This window comes from Streptomyces sp. NPDC006529, from assembly GCF_040611795.1.
Lineage (GTDB): Bacteria > Actinomycetota > Actinomycetes > Streptomycetales > Streptomycetaceae > Streptomyces.
Genome location: NZ_JBEXPB010000019.1, coordinates 45,333 through 58,687, shown reverse-complemented (window position 1 = coordinate 58,687; position 13,355 = coordinate 45,333). Strand labels below are relative to the sequence as shown.

The 13,355-nt window shown below is 74.6% G+C and carries 14 protein-coding genes; 8 read left to right on the top strand and 6 right to left on the bottom strand.

The features are described 5' to 3' along the window. Positions 1-18: 18 nt before the first annotated feature. Both ABZY31_RS16025 and ABZY31_RS16020 read right to left on the bottom strand, forming a co-directional pair. The gene (locus tag ABZY31_RS16025) at positions 19-441 is read right to left on the bottom strand and encodes an organic hydroperoxide resistance protein (protein ID WP_356410155.1); all 423 of its coding nucleotides are present in this window, start codon (positions 439-441) and stop codon (positions 19-21) included. 65 nt (positions 442-506) lie between these two features. After that, entirely contained in the window at positions 507-1,529 is a 1,023-nt protein-coding gene (locus ABZY31_RS16020) for an NADP-dependent oxidoreductase (protein WP_356410152.1), read from the bottom strand. A 92-nt stretch (positions 1,530-1,621) separates the two neighbouring features. On the opposite strand from ABZY31_RS16020, the gene ABZY31_RS16015 reads away from it, so the two are divergent. Beyond that, positions 1,622-2,044, top strand: coding sequence for a MarR family transcriptional regulator (locus ABZY31_RS16015; RefSeq protein ID WP_356410149.1), 423 nt, complete (start codon positions 1,622-1,624; stop codon positions 2,042-2,044). Between the two features lie 24 nt (positions 2,045-2,068). Here the strand turns inward: ABZY31_RS16015 and ABZY31_RS16010 are convergent, their stop codons facing one another. Then, entirely contained in the window at positions 2,069-2,860 is a 792-nt protein-coding gene (locus ABZY31_RS16010) for a hypothetical protein (RefSeq protein ID WP_356410146.1), read from the bottom strand. Positions 2,861-2,938: 78 nt separating this feature from the next. Here ABZY31_RS16010 and ABZY31_RS16005 point away from each other — a divergent pair, with 78 nt between their 5' ends. Continuing rightward, positions 2,939-3,568 carry a hypothetical protein gene (locus ABZY31_RS16005; RefSeq protein ID WP_356410144.1) on the top strand — a complete coding sequence of 210 codons (630 nt, stop codon included), beginning with the start codon at positions 2,939-2,941 and terminating at the stop codon, positions 3,566-3,568. Here the strand turns inward: ABZY31_RS16005 and ABZY31_RS16000 are convergent. Beyond that, positions 3,561-4,295, bottom strand: coding sequence for a triacylglycerol lipase (locus ABZY31_RS16000; RefSeq protein ID WP_356410141.1), 735 nt, complete (start codon positions 4,293-4,295; stop codon positions 3,561-3,563). The genes ABZY31_RS16005 and ABZY31_RS16000 overlap by 8 nt on opposite strands. 223 nt (positions 4,296-4,518) lie before the next feature. On the opposite strand from ABZY31_RS16000, the gene ABZY31_RS15995 reads away from it, so the two are divergent. Beyond that, entirely contained in the window at positions 4,519-5,556 is a 1,038-nt protein-coding gene (locus tag ABZY31_RS15995; protein WP_356410138.1) for a rod shape-determining protein, read from the top strand. 158 nt (positions 5,557-5,714) lie between these two features. After that, positions 5,715-7,244 (top strand): GAF domain-containing protein, encoded by a 1,530-nt coding sequence (locus ABZY31_RS15990; protein WP_356410280.1) that lies wholly within the window; start codon positions 5,715-5,717, stop codon positions 7,242-7,244. 14 nt (positions 7,245-7,258) lie between these two features. Here ABZY31_RS15990 and ABZY31_RS15985 read toward each other — a convergent pair whose 3' ends face one another. Continuing rightward, the gene (locus ABZY31_RS15985; RefSeq protein ID WP_356410135.1) at positions 7,259-7,690 is read right to left on the bottom strand and encodes an Lrp/AsnC family transcriptional regulator; all 432 of its coding nucleotides are present in this window, start codon (positions 7,688-7,690) and stop codon (positions 7,259-7,261) included. A gap of 69 nt (positions 7,691-7,759) precedes the next feature. On the opposite strand from ABZY31_RS15985, the gene ABZY31_RS15980 reads away from it, so the two are divergent. The 3 genes from ABZY31_RS15980 to ABZY31_RS15970 are packed head-to-tail and all read left to right on the top strand — an operon-like array spanning position 7,760 to position 10,560. After that, positions 7,760-8,779 (top strand): hypothetical protein, encoded by a 1,020-nt coding sequence (locus ABZY31_RS15980; protein ID WP_356410132.1) that lies wholly within the window; start codon positions 7,760-7,762, stop codon positions 8,777-8,779. Positions 8,780-8,815: 36 nt separating this feature from the next. Then, positions 8,816-10,156 carry a carboxyl transferase domain-containing protein gene (locus tag ABZY31_RS15975; protein ID WP_356410130.1) on the top strand — a complete coding sequence of 447 codons (1,341 nt, stop codon included), beginning with the start codon at positions 8,816-8,818 and terminating at the stop codon, positions 10,154-10,156. A gap of 56 nt (positions 10,157-10,212) precedes the next feature. Further along, the gene (locus tag ABZY31_RS15970) at positions 10,213-10,560 is read left to right on the top strand and encodes a hypothetical protein (protein WP_356410127.1); all 348 of its coding nucleotides are present in this window, start codon (positions 10,213-10,215) and stop codon (positions 10,558-10,560) included. Between the two features lie 37 nt (positions 10,561-10,597). Here ABZY31_RS15970 and ABZY31_RS15965 read toward each other — a convergent pair whose 3' ends face one another. Next, on the bottom strand, positions 10,598-11,821 hold the full coding sequence (locus ABZY31_RS15965) for an MFS transporter (protein ID WP_356410277.1): 1,224 nt from the start codon (positions 11,819-11,821) through the stop codon (positions 10,598-10,600). Between the two features lie 323 nt (positions 11,822-12,144). Here ABZY31_RS15965 and ABZY31_RS15960 point away from each other — a divergent pair, with 323 nt between their 5' ends. Then, complete coding sequence (locus ABZY31_RS15960) at positions 12,145-13,335, top strand: glutamate--cysteine ligase (RefSeq protein ID WP_356410124.1); 1,191 nt, start codon at positions 12,145-12,147, stop codon at positions 13,333-13,335. Positions 13,336-13,355 lie beyond the last annotated feature (20 nt).

Here is a 13,355-nt window from a genome sequence, read left to right as displayed (position 1 = left end):
CGTCCGTGCGTGCGGAGATCAGACCGCCAGCTCGACGGTGATGTTGCCGCGGGTCGCCTTGGAGTACGGGCAGACCTGGTGGGCCTTCTCGATGAGGTCCTTGGCGGTGGCGGCGTCCACGTTCGGGATGGAGGCCGAGATCTTGACGATGATGCCGAAGCCCTCGTCGTTCTTGCCGATGCCGACCTCGGCGGTGACGGTGGAGCCGGAGATGTCGGCCTTCTCGGTGCGGGCGACGACGCCGAGCGCACCCTGGAAGCAGGCGCTGTAACCGGCGGCGAAGAGCGCCTCCGGGTTGGTGCCGGCGCCGCTGCCGCCCATCTCCTTCGGCGGGTTCACGACGACGTCGAGCTGACCGTCGGTGGTGGCGACGCGGCCGTCACGGCCGTTCTCGGCGGTGGCGACAGCGGTGTAGACGACGTCGGACTGCTGGATCGACATGTAAGGAAATCCTCCTGGTATTTCGCCGCGACTCGCGCCCACGATCGCGGCGGTCTGGGGTGAGCCTAGCGGGTGAAAGAAACGATCATCTTTCCGGTGTTGTCGCCGCGCAGCAGGCCGAGGAACGCGTCGGTGGCGTTCTCGACGCCCTCGATGACGGTCTCGTCGTAGGTCAGCTCGCCGGAGCGCAGCCAGCCGGCCACGTCCTGGACGAACTGCTGCTGCAGGCCGGCGTGGTCGCCGACGAGGATGCCCTGCAGGCGCAGGCGCTTGCCGATGACCAGCGCGAGGTTGCGCGGGCCGGGGGTCGGCTCGGTGGCGTTGTACTGCGCGATCGCGCCGCACAGGGTGGCCCGGCCGTGCACCTTGAGGGAGCTGATGGCGGCTTCGAGGTGGTCGCCGCCGACGTTGTCGAAGTAGACGTCGATGCCCTCGGGGGCGGCCTCCTTCAGCTGCTCGGCGACGGGGCCGTTCTTGTAGTTGAAGGCGGCGTCGAAGCCGTACTTCTCCGTGAGGGTGGTGACCTTCTCGTCCGAACCGGCCGAGCCGATGACCCGGGACGCGCCCTTGATCTTCGCGAACTGGCCGACCAGGCTGCCCACCGCACCGGCGGCGCCGGAGACGAAGACGGAGTCGCCCTCCTTGAAGGAGGCGACCTCGAAGAGGCCCGCGTAGGCGGTCATGCCGGGCATGCCGAGCACGCCCAGGTAGGCGGAGAGCGGGGCGAGCGAGGCGTCCACCTTGACGGCGTGCTTCGCGTCGAACTCCGCGTACTCGCGCCAGCCCAGCCCGTGCAGGACGTGGTCCCCGACCTCGAAGCCCTCGGCGGCGGAGGCGACGACCTCGCCGACCGCGCCGCCGTCCATCGGGGCGTCGAGCTGGAACGGCGGGATGTACGACTTCACGTCGTTCATCCGGCCGCGCATGTACGGGTCCACCGACATGTGGAGGTTGCGGACGAGGATCCGGCCGGGCCCGGGGGTCGCCGACAGCGGTACCTCGCGCAGGGCGAAGTCGGTGGCGACGGGCCAGCCCTGCGGACGGGCGACCAGATGCCACTCGCGGCTGACTGCAGGAATCTCAGACATGAAGCGCTCCCGGGAGAGAAATTACTTAACGACCTGAAACAACCATGCTCCTGGATATTTCATGTTGTCAAGTAAATGGGTACGCTGGATCCATGCCCAGTCGTCGCACGGACCCCCTGACCCTCGAGGTCGTCGAGCTCATCGGCACCGTCGTGGCCCGCTACCACGAGGAGTACGAGCACGCCGCCGCCAGCCACCAGCTGACCGGCGCCCAGGCGCGCGTCCTCGGTCTCCTGTCCCTGGAACCGATGCCGATGCGCCGGATCGCCCAGAAACTCAAGTGCGAGCCCTCGAACGTGACCGGGATCGTCGACCGGCTGGAGAGCCGCGGCCTGGTGGAACGCCGCCCCGACCCCGCCGACCGGCGGGTCAAGCTCGCCGCCGCCACCGAGGAGGGCCGGCAGACCGCCGACCGCCTGCGCGAGTCGCTCGACTTCGCGCGGGAGCCGCTGGCCGGACTCTCCACGACCGAGCGGACCGCCCTGCGGGACCTGCTCAAGCGGATGCTGGGCTGACCCGGAGGCCCGCCCGGCATCAGCTCAGCACCACCACCAGGGCCAGCACTCGTCCGACGGCGACGGCGACGGGCTCGCCGAGGGCCGCGGCTTCTTGGTGGGCTTCGGCGAATCCGGCCGGCTCTCCGTGGGCTGCGCGGGCCCGGACGGGGCGACGGGCCGGGGCGTGCCGGAGGCGCTCGCCGACGCCCTGACCGAGGCGCTCGCCGAGGCGGACGGGCTCGCCGACCGCGAGGCGCCGGCCGAGGGACTCGCCGAAGCGGACCCGCTGGGCTTCGCCGACGCGCTGGCGGACGGCGGGAGCGCGGGCGCGGTGGACGGGGCCGCGCTCGACAGCGGCTGCTGCGCGCCCGCGCCGTCCTTGAGCATCACGTCGGAGGAGCCCTGCCGGCCGTCGGTGGTGATCCGGGCGATCGCGAAGGTGACGCCGACCGCGAGCACCAGGCCGATGCCCATGGTCAGCGCGGTCCGGCGGCGCCGCCGGTGCACGCGGCGAGCGGCCCCGGGGCGGCGGCTCCCCCGCGCGCCCTCGGCGCGCGGGCCGGAGGGGGCGGGACCGTCCGCATAGGCAGGACCGTCCGCATAGGGCGGTGCGGCGGGGTGGACGGGCGCGGTCGGGTAGGGATACCCGGGCGCGGCGTCGTACGCCGGCACCCCGGGCGGGGCACCGGGTGGCGGCGCGGCAGGGCTCACCGGCGCGGCGGGCGGCGGCGCGGCCGGCGCGGGCGCGGTGGTCAGGTACTCGGCCGGGGTTCCGCACCCGGCGCACGCCAGTGCGCCGTTGAGGTGCCTCCGGCAGGCGTGGCAATAGTCCATGGCGCCCGCAGGCTACGTGGTGATCCGCAACATCCGTATCGCGGGGGTGTAAGGATCCTGTGTGCAATTCTGAGGCGCATGGCTGCCGCCCCCGACTCCCGCCCGGCCTCCCGCTTCGGCCCGGAGGCCTTCCAGCTGGTGCTGCTCCGCCGGATGTCCGACTTCCAGCCGGACCTCGCCGACCGGGCACGGATCCGGCTCGGCGCCTCCCTCGCGGAGCAGCGCGAGGCGAACAAGCGGTGGCAGGCGATGGTCCGCTCGCCCCGGGCGCGCGGGGCGCTGGCCCGCTACCGCTCGGTGCTGGGCCCGGCCGAGTCGGTGACCCGGCGCACCATCGGCGACCTGGAGTGCGAGGCGCTGCTGTGGCCCGTACCGCTCTGGCCGGACCTGCGCTTCGAGGTGCTGGCCGCGCCGGACGGGGCGGTGTGGAACGAGTGGCTGGTCCGGGCACCCGGGACGCGGGGGCCCGTACTGGAGACCCTGGACGACCTGCTGCCGTGGTCGGCGACGGTGGGCGAGGTGGCGCGGGCCTTCGCACCGGCCCGCCCGATGGAGGGCACGGCGCCCACCCGGTGGCGGCTGGCGTTCACCGGGCGGGACGGCGCCGGAGCGCCGCGGCCGTGCGTGGCGGAGTTCACCTACGGCCTGCTCCAGCGCACGGAGTACGGGCCGCCCGCACCTGAGCGCGCGGAGGGGCGCCTCACGTAGCGAGGAAGGCGCGGACCCCGGCCGAGACCCCGTCGTCGCCGAGGAAGTCGTTGTGCTTGAGGCAGCCCGCGTGGGTGTTGAGGGCGCCGGTCAGGGCCACGCTGCCGTCCGGGTTGATGACCTCGTCGCAGGAGGACCAGAAGGTGGCGTACTTCACCGCGTCGGGCGTCTCGTCGCCCTCGGCGAGCTTCTTCTGCACGTAGGAACCGGGGCTCATGTCCCGGCAGGCCTGGTCCCAGATGACGCAGCCCCAGCTGATGTAGGTGCCGTGGTTGGGTCCGGCGAGCGAGATCCAGTGGTCCACGGCGGAGCCGCCGCCGCCGAACTTCACGTACCAGCGGGTGACGAGCGAGCCGAACGAATGGGCCACCACGTCGACCCGGGCGGCGCCGGTCTGGCGGCGGACCTGCTCGACGTACTCCGCGAGGCGGCCCGAGAGCACCTCGTTGACCGACTGGTGGGTGTCATAGCCCCACGAGAACAGCTCCGCGTCGGCGTACCCGGCGGCGCGCAGGTCCTCGCGCAGGGCGCCCCACACGCCGGGGTCCGCGTTGTACCCGTGGACGAACACCACCGGAGCGTGCGGCTGGGCCCGGACGGCGCCCTGCACGCCGGCCGGCTCGGCGGCGCGTGCCGGGAGCGGCGCGAGGAGCGCGGGGAAGCAGGCCAGGCAGAGCGTCAGGCAGAGTGTCAGGACGGTCAGGAATCCCTGGCGGGCCGTCAGCATCGTGTCCCCCTTACCTTGTTACGCGCGGGTAGCGCGGAATGTGGGGGCATCGTGTCGCCTGTCGGTACAGAAAACCACCCCCGTGCAGCACCTCCGCACCCCCTCGGCCCCACCCCGACCGGACCAGCACAACGGGCGATATGCCCGAATTGTCCCGGAAGATACTGATTGAGACCGGTAATCCATCGGTCCCCTTGCATCAGCGCTCTCGGGAGGACCTGCCGTGACCGTCAGTCTTGAGCAGTTGCGCCGCTGCCACGTCGCCGTCGACCTCGGGGCCGCCAGGACCCGCGTCTACGTCAAGGGCGCCGGCCTGGTCGTCGACGAGCCCAGCGTCGCCGCCGTGAACACGCGGACCGGCGCCCTCATCGCCGTCGGCACCTTCGCCGAACGGATGACCGGCCGCACGCCGGACTACATCCGCGTCGTGCGCCCCGTCTCCGGCGGCACCGTCGTCGACATCGAGATGGCCCAGCGGATGCTGCGCCACCTCCTCGGCGAGAAGCTGCGGCGCGCCCTGCGCCGCAAGCCCCGGCTGCGCGCCGCCGCCTGCACCCCGCACGACGCGGACCCGCTGGCCCAGCGCGCGACCGTCGAAACCCTGGTCGGGCTCGGTGCCCGGCGGGTCGAGCTCGTGGACACCCTGATCGCGGCGGCCGTCGGCTGCGGCCTCCCCGTGGAGCAGCCGACCGCGACGATGATCATGGTGTGCGGGGCCGCGGCCACGCAGGTCGCGGTGCTCTCGCTCGGCTCGATCGTCACCGCCCAGCGCATCCCGGTCGGCGGCGAGGCCATCGACCACGCGATCGTCCAGCACCTGCGCCACGCCCACGAACTGATGCTGCCGAGCCAGGCGGTCCGGCCGCTCCAGCTGGCCCTGCACGGCAACGGCATCACCCCCGAGGGCCCCGCCTCCACCCTGATCCACGGCCGGGACGTGGCGACCGGCCTCGCGCGGTCCGTGCACGTGGACACGGCGGCCGTCCGCGACGCCATCCACACCCCGCTGACGGCCGTCCTCGACGGCATCGGCAAGGTGCTCCGGGACTGCCCGCCCGACCTGGTCGCGGACCTGACGGACCGGGGGATCATGATGGTGGGTGGCAGCGCCCGGCTGCCCGGCCTGGACCAGATGCTGCGCGACTCCACCGGAATGCCCGTGCAGATCGCGGAGCGGCCGGACGTGTGCGCCGTACTCGGACTCGGCGCGATGCTCGAAGGGAAGATCACCCCCATGGTTCTGAACCCCTTGGCCGAATGAGCCGGACGAGTCCTGCGGGCCCGGCGGACCCGGCGAGTCCTGCGGACCCGGCGGACCGGCCCTCGGCGGACCGGCCCCCGGCCGCCGGGGCCGCCGGGGCCGCCGGGGCCGCCGGGGCCGCCGGGGCCGCCGCTGCACCGGAGGAACCCGGGCTGCCGATGCTGCTGGAGGCCGTGCTCAGCGTCGGCTCCGAACTGGAGCTGCACGCCACTCTCCAGCACATCGTCGACTCGGCGTCCGACCTGTGCGCCGCCCGCTACGCGGCGCTCGGCGTCGTCGACCCCGAGCACGGCCGGCTCACCGAGCTGTTCACCGCCGGGATGACCGAGGCGGAACGCAACGCCATCCCCCGGCTGCCCGACGGCCGCTCGGGCCTGCTGGGCACGCTCATCAGCGATCCCCGCCCACTCCTGGTCACCGACCTCACCAAGGATCCGCGCGCGGTCGGATTCCCGCCGGGGCACCCGCCGATGCACACCTTCCTCGGCGTCCCCATCCGGGTGCACACCGAGGTCTTCGGCAACCTCTACCTCACCGAGAAGCGCGGCGGCGGCTCCTTCTCGGAGGAGGACCTCGCGCTCGTCCGGGTCCTGGCCGCGCAGGCGGGCATAGCGATCGGCAACGCCCGGCTGTACGAGACCGCCCGCCGCCGGGAGCGCTGGATCGAGGGCGCGGCCGCCGTCACCACCACCCTGCTCGCGGGCCGCCCGGCCTCCGACGCCCTGCGGTGCGTGGCCGAACGGGCCCGCATCCTCGCGGACGCGGCGGCCGGAGTGGTGCTCCAGCCCACCCCCGAGGGCGGCATGGAGATCGTGGCCGCCTCCACCGAGGGCGATCCCGGGGACCTGGTCGGCACCGCCATCGCGCCCGGTTCGGCCGTGCTGGAGCAGCTGCTGGGCGGCGAGCCCGTCTTCATAGACGATTCGGCGACCGATCCCCGGATGACCACGCACGTCCGGGTGCGGTTCGGGCCGAGCATGATGCTGCCGCTGCAGAGCGGCGGGCAGCTGATCGGCACGCTCGCCCTGCCCCGGCACCGGGGCGGCAAGCCGTACGACGCCGTGGACCGGCTGCTGGCCTCGCAGTTCGCGTCCCAGGCCGCGCTGGCCCTCGTCCTGGCCGACGCGCAGTACGACCGCGAGCAGCTGGCCGTCTACGAGGACCGTGACCGGATCGCCCGGGACCTGCACGACCTGGTGGTCCAGCGGCTGTTCGCGACGGAGATGATGCTGGAGAGCACGCGGCGCCGCTCCTCCACCGCGCCTTCCGGCGACACGGTCGGCGAGGAGCTGAGCCGTGCGGTGGACGAGCTGGACTCGACCATCCAGGAGGTGCGGACCGCCATCTTCGCCCTCCAGCAGCCGCCCACCGACGCGCCGACCACCTTCCGGGGCCGGGTGCTGCGCGAGACCGGCGGCGCGGCGGTCCTCTTCGGCTTCCAGCCGTCGGTGCACTTCACGGGGGCGGTGGACGCGCTGCTCCCGGACCCGGTGGCGGGCGCGCTACTGGCCGCCCTGCGCGGAGCGCTGGCGGCGGCGCACCGGCGCAGCGAGGTCACGTCGATCGCGGTCGACGTGACGGTGGAGGCGGACGCGGGGCCGGGCACGGTCCGCCTGACGGTGTCGGACGACGGCGTGACGGAGGCGGGCACCCGCGGCACGAGCGTGCACTGGGAATCACCGCTCTAGGGGGTCTGCCCACCTCATGGGCGAGTGGCGGCGCGCAACGCGATCCGGGTACTGGACTGGGCGACTCCGGCCTCCCGTTTGAGCCGGCGCAGCAGCGTGTCCAGGGCCGCCGGATCGGCCGCCCTGGCCCGGACGACGTAGTCGTGCGCGCCGGTCACGTGCACCACCTCGGTGATCCCGGGCAGCCGCAGGACCCGCTGCTCGAACTCCTCGTTCGTGGTGTCGGGGCGCAGCGTGACGTCGATGAACACGACGAGGACGCCCCGGGTGTCGGCCGCCGGGTCCACGACGGTGGTGAAGGCGAGGATCACCCCGTCGCGGCGCATCCGGCGCACCCGGTCGGCGGCGGCGTTGGCACTGAGCCCGACGCGCGCGCCGAGGTCGCGGTACGAGATCCGCGCATCCTGCTGGAGGATGCCGAGGATGTCCCTGTCGAGGCGGTCCATACCGCGATTCTCGCAGCGGGAGCCGATATCGCCGCCCGTCCCGCACCCGGCCCCGCCCATGCTCCCCGCATGAACCCGATGACTCCCGTGCACCACCTCCTGTCCCCCGCCCTCTCCGGAGCGGCGGCCGGCCTGGGCGTGGCGGTGCCGATGGGCGCGATGAGCGTGCTGCTGCTCCAGGAGGCGGTGCGCTCGCGCCGCGCGGCCGTGGCGGGCGCCGCGGGAATCGCGCTGGTCGACTTCGCCTACGCCGCCCTGGCCACCGCCCTCGGCCCCCGCCTCACCGCGTCCCTCGCCCCGGCGGCCCCCTGGATCCGCCTCACCTCCGCCACGATCCTCCTGACCCTCGCCACCCACGGCCTACGCCACCACCCCCGCCCCCCGAAACCCGGCCACCCCGAAGCCGGGACCCCGGGGCCGGGCGGAGCCCCCGTGAACGGCGCAGCCGGGTCGGGGTTCCGGGGCGCAGCCCCCGGGACCGGCACCGTCGCAGCGGGGGCGGGGGCGGAGGCGGGCGCTACGAGCCCAGCCCCCGAGCCAGGCGCAGCCGGGACGGGTGCTTCGGGCGGAGCCCGTGCGACCGGCGCAGCCGGGGCGGGGTCCCGGGGCGCAGCGCCCGGTTTCGGGAAGGGGCGGGGTGGGGGAAGCCCCGCAGGGCCCAGCTCCGGCTCCGGATCCGGCACCGCATGCCCGGACCCCGCAGGGCCCGCCGGCGCCACCGCCCCCGGCACCGGCACCGGCACCGGCACCGCCACTGCCACTGCCACTGCCACTGCCAGCGCCAGCGCCCCCGGCACGGCCCGCAAGGCGTTCATCCGTTACGTCGGGCTCACCGCCGTGAACCCCACCACCGCCCTCTACTTCGTCGCCCTCACCACCGCCCAGGGCACCGCCATCCTCACCGCCCCCGCCGGAGCCGCCTTCGCCGGTGGCGTGCTCCTCGCCTCGCTCCTCTGGCAGCAACTGCTCGCCGCCGTCGGCGCGTTCGCCGGAAGCCGGATCTCCCCCGCCGTCCGGACCTGGACCTTCCGACTCGGCTATGGCCTGATCGCCGTCTACGCCGTCAAGATCGCCCTCCCCCTCCCCTGACGCCCCCGACCGCCTACCACCCAGTACGCTGACGCGGTGACGACCCGCCTCTCGGCCCGCGCCGCCATCGCCTCCGTCGCCGACCCCGGCAGTTTCACCGAACTCCCGGCCCCCGAGCGGGAGTCCCGCCCGGACGGCCCGCTCGGCTGGGACGGCTACGACGACTCCCGCGCCCGCGCGGCCACCCGTACCGGCGAGCGGGAGTCCGCCGTCACCGGCACCGCCCGCGTCGGCGGGCGCGAAACCGCCTTGATCTCCTTCGAGTTCGGCTTCCTCGGCGGCTCCCTCGGCGAACGCACCGGCGACCGCCTCGAAGCCGCCTACACCCATGCCCGGACCCACCGCCTCCCCCTGCTCTCCCTGATCGCCACCGGCGGCTCCCGGATGCAGGAGGGCATGCTCGCCCTCACCCAACTCCAGCGCGTGGCGCGCCAGTCCGTCCTGAACCGGGCCGCGGGGCTCCCGCAGATCGCCGTGCTCCGCGACCCGACCACCGGCGGCGGCTGGGCCACCCTCGGCGCGGGCGCGGACGTCGTGCTGGCCCTGCCCGGCGCCCAGGTCGGTTTCGCCGGGTCCCGGGTGCGCCCCGCCGACGCGGATCCGGCGGTCTACACCGCCGAGGGGCAGTTCGCCGCCGGGCACGTGGACGCCGTCGTGCCCGCCGGGGACCTGGCCCGGACCGTCGGTGACTGGCTGCGCCTGCTGGGTGCGCCACACCCCGGTCCCGTCGCGCCCCCGGCCGCGCTGGCCGACGTACCGCCTCCGGCGACCGGTTGGGAGGCCGTGCGCCAGGCCCGGCATCCGGACCGGCCGCGCGCCGTCGCGTACCTGGACGCGTACTTCGACCTGCGCCTGCCGCTGTCCGGGGACCGTGCGGGCGGCGCCGATCCCGGGATGCTGTGCGGTTTCGGGCTGCGCGCGGGCGGGGCCGTCGCCTACGCCGCCCAGTGCGGCACCGCCACCCGCCCCGCCGGGTACCGCACGGCCGCCCGCGTCATCCGCCTCGCGGACCGGCTCGGCGTGCCGGTGCTGACCCTGATCGACACCCCGGGCGCCGCCAACGACGCGGCGGCCGAACACGCCGGGGCGGGCGCGGCCATCGCGGACACCTTCGCCGCGCTGGCGGCGGCCACGGTCCCGGTGACCACCCTGCTGATCGGCGAGGGCGGCTCAGGCGGCGCGCTGGCCCTGGCGGCGCCGGGCAACACCTGGGTCACGCCCGACAGTTACTTCTCCGTCATCGCCCCGGAACTGGCCGCCGCCATCCTCAAGCGCCCCGCCGACCAGGCCGCGGCCACCGCGGACCAGCTCCGCCTGCGCCCCCAGGACCTGGTCGACCTGGGCGTGGCCCGCGGCATCGTCACCCCGAAGCGTTAGCGCACCGGCCTCAGCCACCGCCGGAACCGCCCGGCAGCGCCGCCCCAGGAGGCCGCGTGTCACGCACCGCCCACCACGCCGTTTCCCCGGCCGCGCGCCTCCGGCAGGGCTGCCCGCTCACCCTCACCGTCCACGATCTGCGCTTCAGCGCCCGGGCACGCGCCGAGGCCGAGCGGGCGGGCCGCCGCGTCCGGCCGCGGCCCGTCCGCCGCCGGGCCGTGATCCGCCGCCTGCCGCGGCTGATGGGCGACCCCTCGGTCGCCCGCTGGGCCGCCCAGGAGGAACGGCGCGCCCGCGCCCGGCTGCGTACGGCCGTGCGCGCCGCGGTGCGCACACCGGCCGGCGCGGACCACCCCGACGTCCTCCCCGCCCGCCACCGCCGCGCCGCCCTGTGGCTCGCCTGACCGGGCGGGACGGGACACTGCCCGGTGGCTTGCCCCGTCAGGCCTGCGGCGACCTGGCGTCGTAACGGGCGAAGCCGCGCCAGCGCAGGCCCAGCAGCACGAGCACGAGCACGCACGCGAGCCCCCCGCCCGTGATCGCGACCCCCGGCGAGGTGAGCTGGGCGACGGAGCCGGTGAGGAAGTCGCCGAGCCGGGGGCCGCCCGCGACGACCACGATGAAGACGCCCTGGAGGCGGCCGCGCATATCGTCGGGGGTGGCGGCCTGGAGCATCGTCGTCCGGAACACCATCGAGATGGTGTCGGCCCAGCCTGCGAGGCCGAGGAAGAGCAGGCCCAGCCAGAGGTTGCGGGTCAGCCCGAAGACGGCGATGGCCAGGCCCCACGCGGCCACGGAGAGCAGGATGGCCAGCCCGTGCCGCCGGATCCGGCCCTGCCAGCCGGAGAAGAGCCCGCCGAGCAGCGAGCCGACGGCGGGCGCGGCGACGAGCAGTCCGACGGTCTTGGCGTCGCCGCCGTACCAGAGCAGGGCGATGGCCGGGAAGAGCGCCTTGGGCTGGGCGAGCACCATCGCGGCCAGGTCGGAGAAGAAGGTCATCCGGACGTTGGGCCGGGTGCCGAGGAAGCGCAGTCCGTCCAGCACGGAGGCCCGCCCGCCGCCGTCGTCCGTCCGCTCGGGGCGCATGGGGGGCAGCCGCCACATCGCGTAGAGCGCGGCGGAGAAGGCGACGGCGTCGATGAGGTACGCCGCCTGGTAGCCCCACCAGCCGACGATCAGGCCGCCGAGCATCGGGCCCGCCGTGAAGCCGAAGGTGGTGGTCAGCGAGGTGAGCGCGTTGGCGGCGGGCAGCTGCTCCGGGGGCAGCAGCTTGGGGATCATGGCGGAGCGGGCGGGCGAGGTGAGCGCCCCGCAGACCGCCTGCAGGGCGACCACCAGGAAGAGGAACCAGACCCGGTGGAAATCGAGCAGCGCGGCGGTGGCCAGCGCGGCCGACAGGACGGCGGCGGCCGAGGAGCTGTAGAGGCCCAGCTTGCGCCGGTCGAGGGTGTCCGCGATGGCGCCGCCGTAGAGGCCGAAGACGACGAGAGGCACGAGGGAGAAGAGCCCGACGAGCCCGACGTAGAAGCTGGAGCGGGTGATGTCGTAGACCTGGAGCGAGATGGCCAAGGCGGTCATCGCCTGGCCCATCCAGGAGATGGTGCTGCCCGCCCACAGCCGCCGGTAGGGGGCGGAGGTCCGCAAGGGAGTGAGGTCGGCGAATATCCGCCGTCTCGGGCCGCCGGTGGGGCCGTCGGCCGTGCCGTCGGGGGCCGCGTCTTCGGACTGGGTCCGTGGGGTCGTACGAGTCACATCGGATGCTAACCGTCCGCCGCGCCCGTGCTCGATCGAATTCCCGGCCGCGCACCGGCCCGGTGGGCACGCGCCGACCCTCCCGCCCCACCGTCACCCCCCGGCTCCGGGCCCCCGCGCCGAGCCCGCTCCGGCCGCTAACTCGCCACCATCCATGGACAATTGACCGAATCGACGTGCGCTCACCCCTCTCGTTCAGCTCATGATGAAACGACTCGAATGTCCAGGGAGGCGCAGTGATCGAACCTGGCAAGAGCACGAGCACGAGCACGAACGAGAGCACGAGTCCGAGGCCGAGGCCGAGCCCGACCTCGGGCACCCCCGCCCCCACCGTCCCCCTCACGCTCGGTGTGGAGGAGGAGTTCCTCCTCGTCGACGCCCGCACGTTCCGGCTCGTCCCGGCCGCGCCTCAGGTCCTCGCCACGGCCGCCGGTGATCCGAACCTGATCCACGCCGAGGGAACCCGCTACCAGGTGGAGATCTCCACCCCGGTCGAGGACTCGGCCGCCGCGCTCCGCGAGGACCTCACCACGCTGCGGCGCAGCCTCGCGAAGGCGGCGCGCGCGCACGGCTGCCGGCTGCTGGCCGGCCCCTCCCCCGTGGTGGCCGTGCCGGGGCCGCTCCACCTGAGCGACGACGAGCCGCGCCAGCGCGAGATGGCACGCCGCTTCGGCTCGCTCACGCAGACCCTGGTCAGCTGCGGCCGCCACGTCCACGTCGGCACCCTGGACGTCGACACGGCGGTGGCGGTCGCCAACCGGGTCCGGCCCTGGCTGCCCACCCTGATCGCCCTGTCCGCCAACTCGCCCTTCTGGGACGGCCGGGACACCGGGCACGCCAGCTGGCGGGCGATGGCCTGGTCGACCTGGCCCTCGGCCGGGCTGCCCCCGCACTTCGGTTCCACCGCGCACTACTGCCGCTCGGTCCAGGCCCTGCTCGGCTCGGGGGCCGCCCTCGACACCAAGATGGTCTACTGGGATCTCCGGCCGTCCGCGCACTGGCCGACCCTGGAGATCCGGGCCCTCGACATGTCCCCGGACGTCGACGGCGCCGTGCTCCAGGCCGAGCTGGCCCGCGCCCTGGTCGCCACCGCCCTGCGCGAGCTGGCCGAACACCGTCCCGACCCGGTCGTACGGGAGGACGTACTGCGCCTCGCGCGCTGGCGGGCGGCCCACGACGGGCTGGAGGGCTTCGGGCTGGACCCCTATACCGGGGCCGAGGTGCCGGCGGCGGACCTGGCGGAGGCGATGCTGGACCTGATCGCCCCGGAACTGGCGGCGGCGGGCGACCTCGACCACGCGGCCAAGGCCCTGGCCGGACTCCTGCGCGACGGCTCGGGCGCCCAGCGCCAGCGCGCGGCGTACGCCCGCCGGGGCAGCCTGGACGACGTACTGCGGCAGCTGGCCGACGAGACGGAGGACCTCTGACCCCTGGCCCGGGGCCCGGC

What these genes read in the sequence shown, in the direction of transcription:
- ABZY31_RS16025 (WP_356410155.1), bottom strand. Translation starts at nt 441, where the DNA reads ATGTCGATCCAGCAGTCCGACGTCGTCTACACCGCTGTCGCCACCGCC.
- ABZY31_RS16020 (WP_356410152.1), bottom strand. Translation starts at nt 1,529, where the DNA reads ATGTCTGAGATTCCTGCAGTCAGCCGCGAGTGGCATCTGGTCGCCCGT.
- ABZY31_RS16015 (WP_356410149.1), top strand. Translation starts at nt 1,622, where the DNA reads ATGCCCAGTCGTCGCACGGACCCCCTGACCCTCGAGGTCGTCGAGCTC.
- ABZY31_RS16010 (WP_356410146.1), bottom strand. Translation starts at nt 2,860, where the DNA reads ATGGACTATTGCCACGCCTGCCGGAGGCACCTCAACGGCGCACTGGCG.
- ABZY31_RS16005 (WP_356410144.1), top strand. Translation starts at nt 2,939, where the DNA reads ATGGCTGCCGCCCCCGACTCCCGCCCGGCCTCCCGCTTCGGCCCGGAG.
- ABZY31_RS16000 (WP_356410141.1), bottom strand. Translation starts at nt 4,295, where the DNA reads ATGCTGACGGCCCGCCAGGGATTCCTGACCGTCCTGACACTCTGCCTG.
- ABZY31_RS15990 (WP_356410280.1), top strand. Translation starts at nt 5,715, where the DNA reads ATGCTGCTGGAGGCCGTGCTCAGCGTCGGCTCCGAACTGGAGCTGCAC.
- ABZY31_RS15985 (WP_356410135.1), bottom strand. Translation starts at nt 7,690, where the DNA reads ATGGACCGCCTCGACAGGGACATCCTCGGCATCCTCCAGCAGGATGCG.
- ABZY31_RS15980 (WP_356410132.1), top strand. Translation starts at nt 7,760, where the DNA reads ATGAACCCGATGACTCCCGTGCACCACCTCCTGTCCCCCGCCCTCTCC.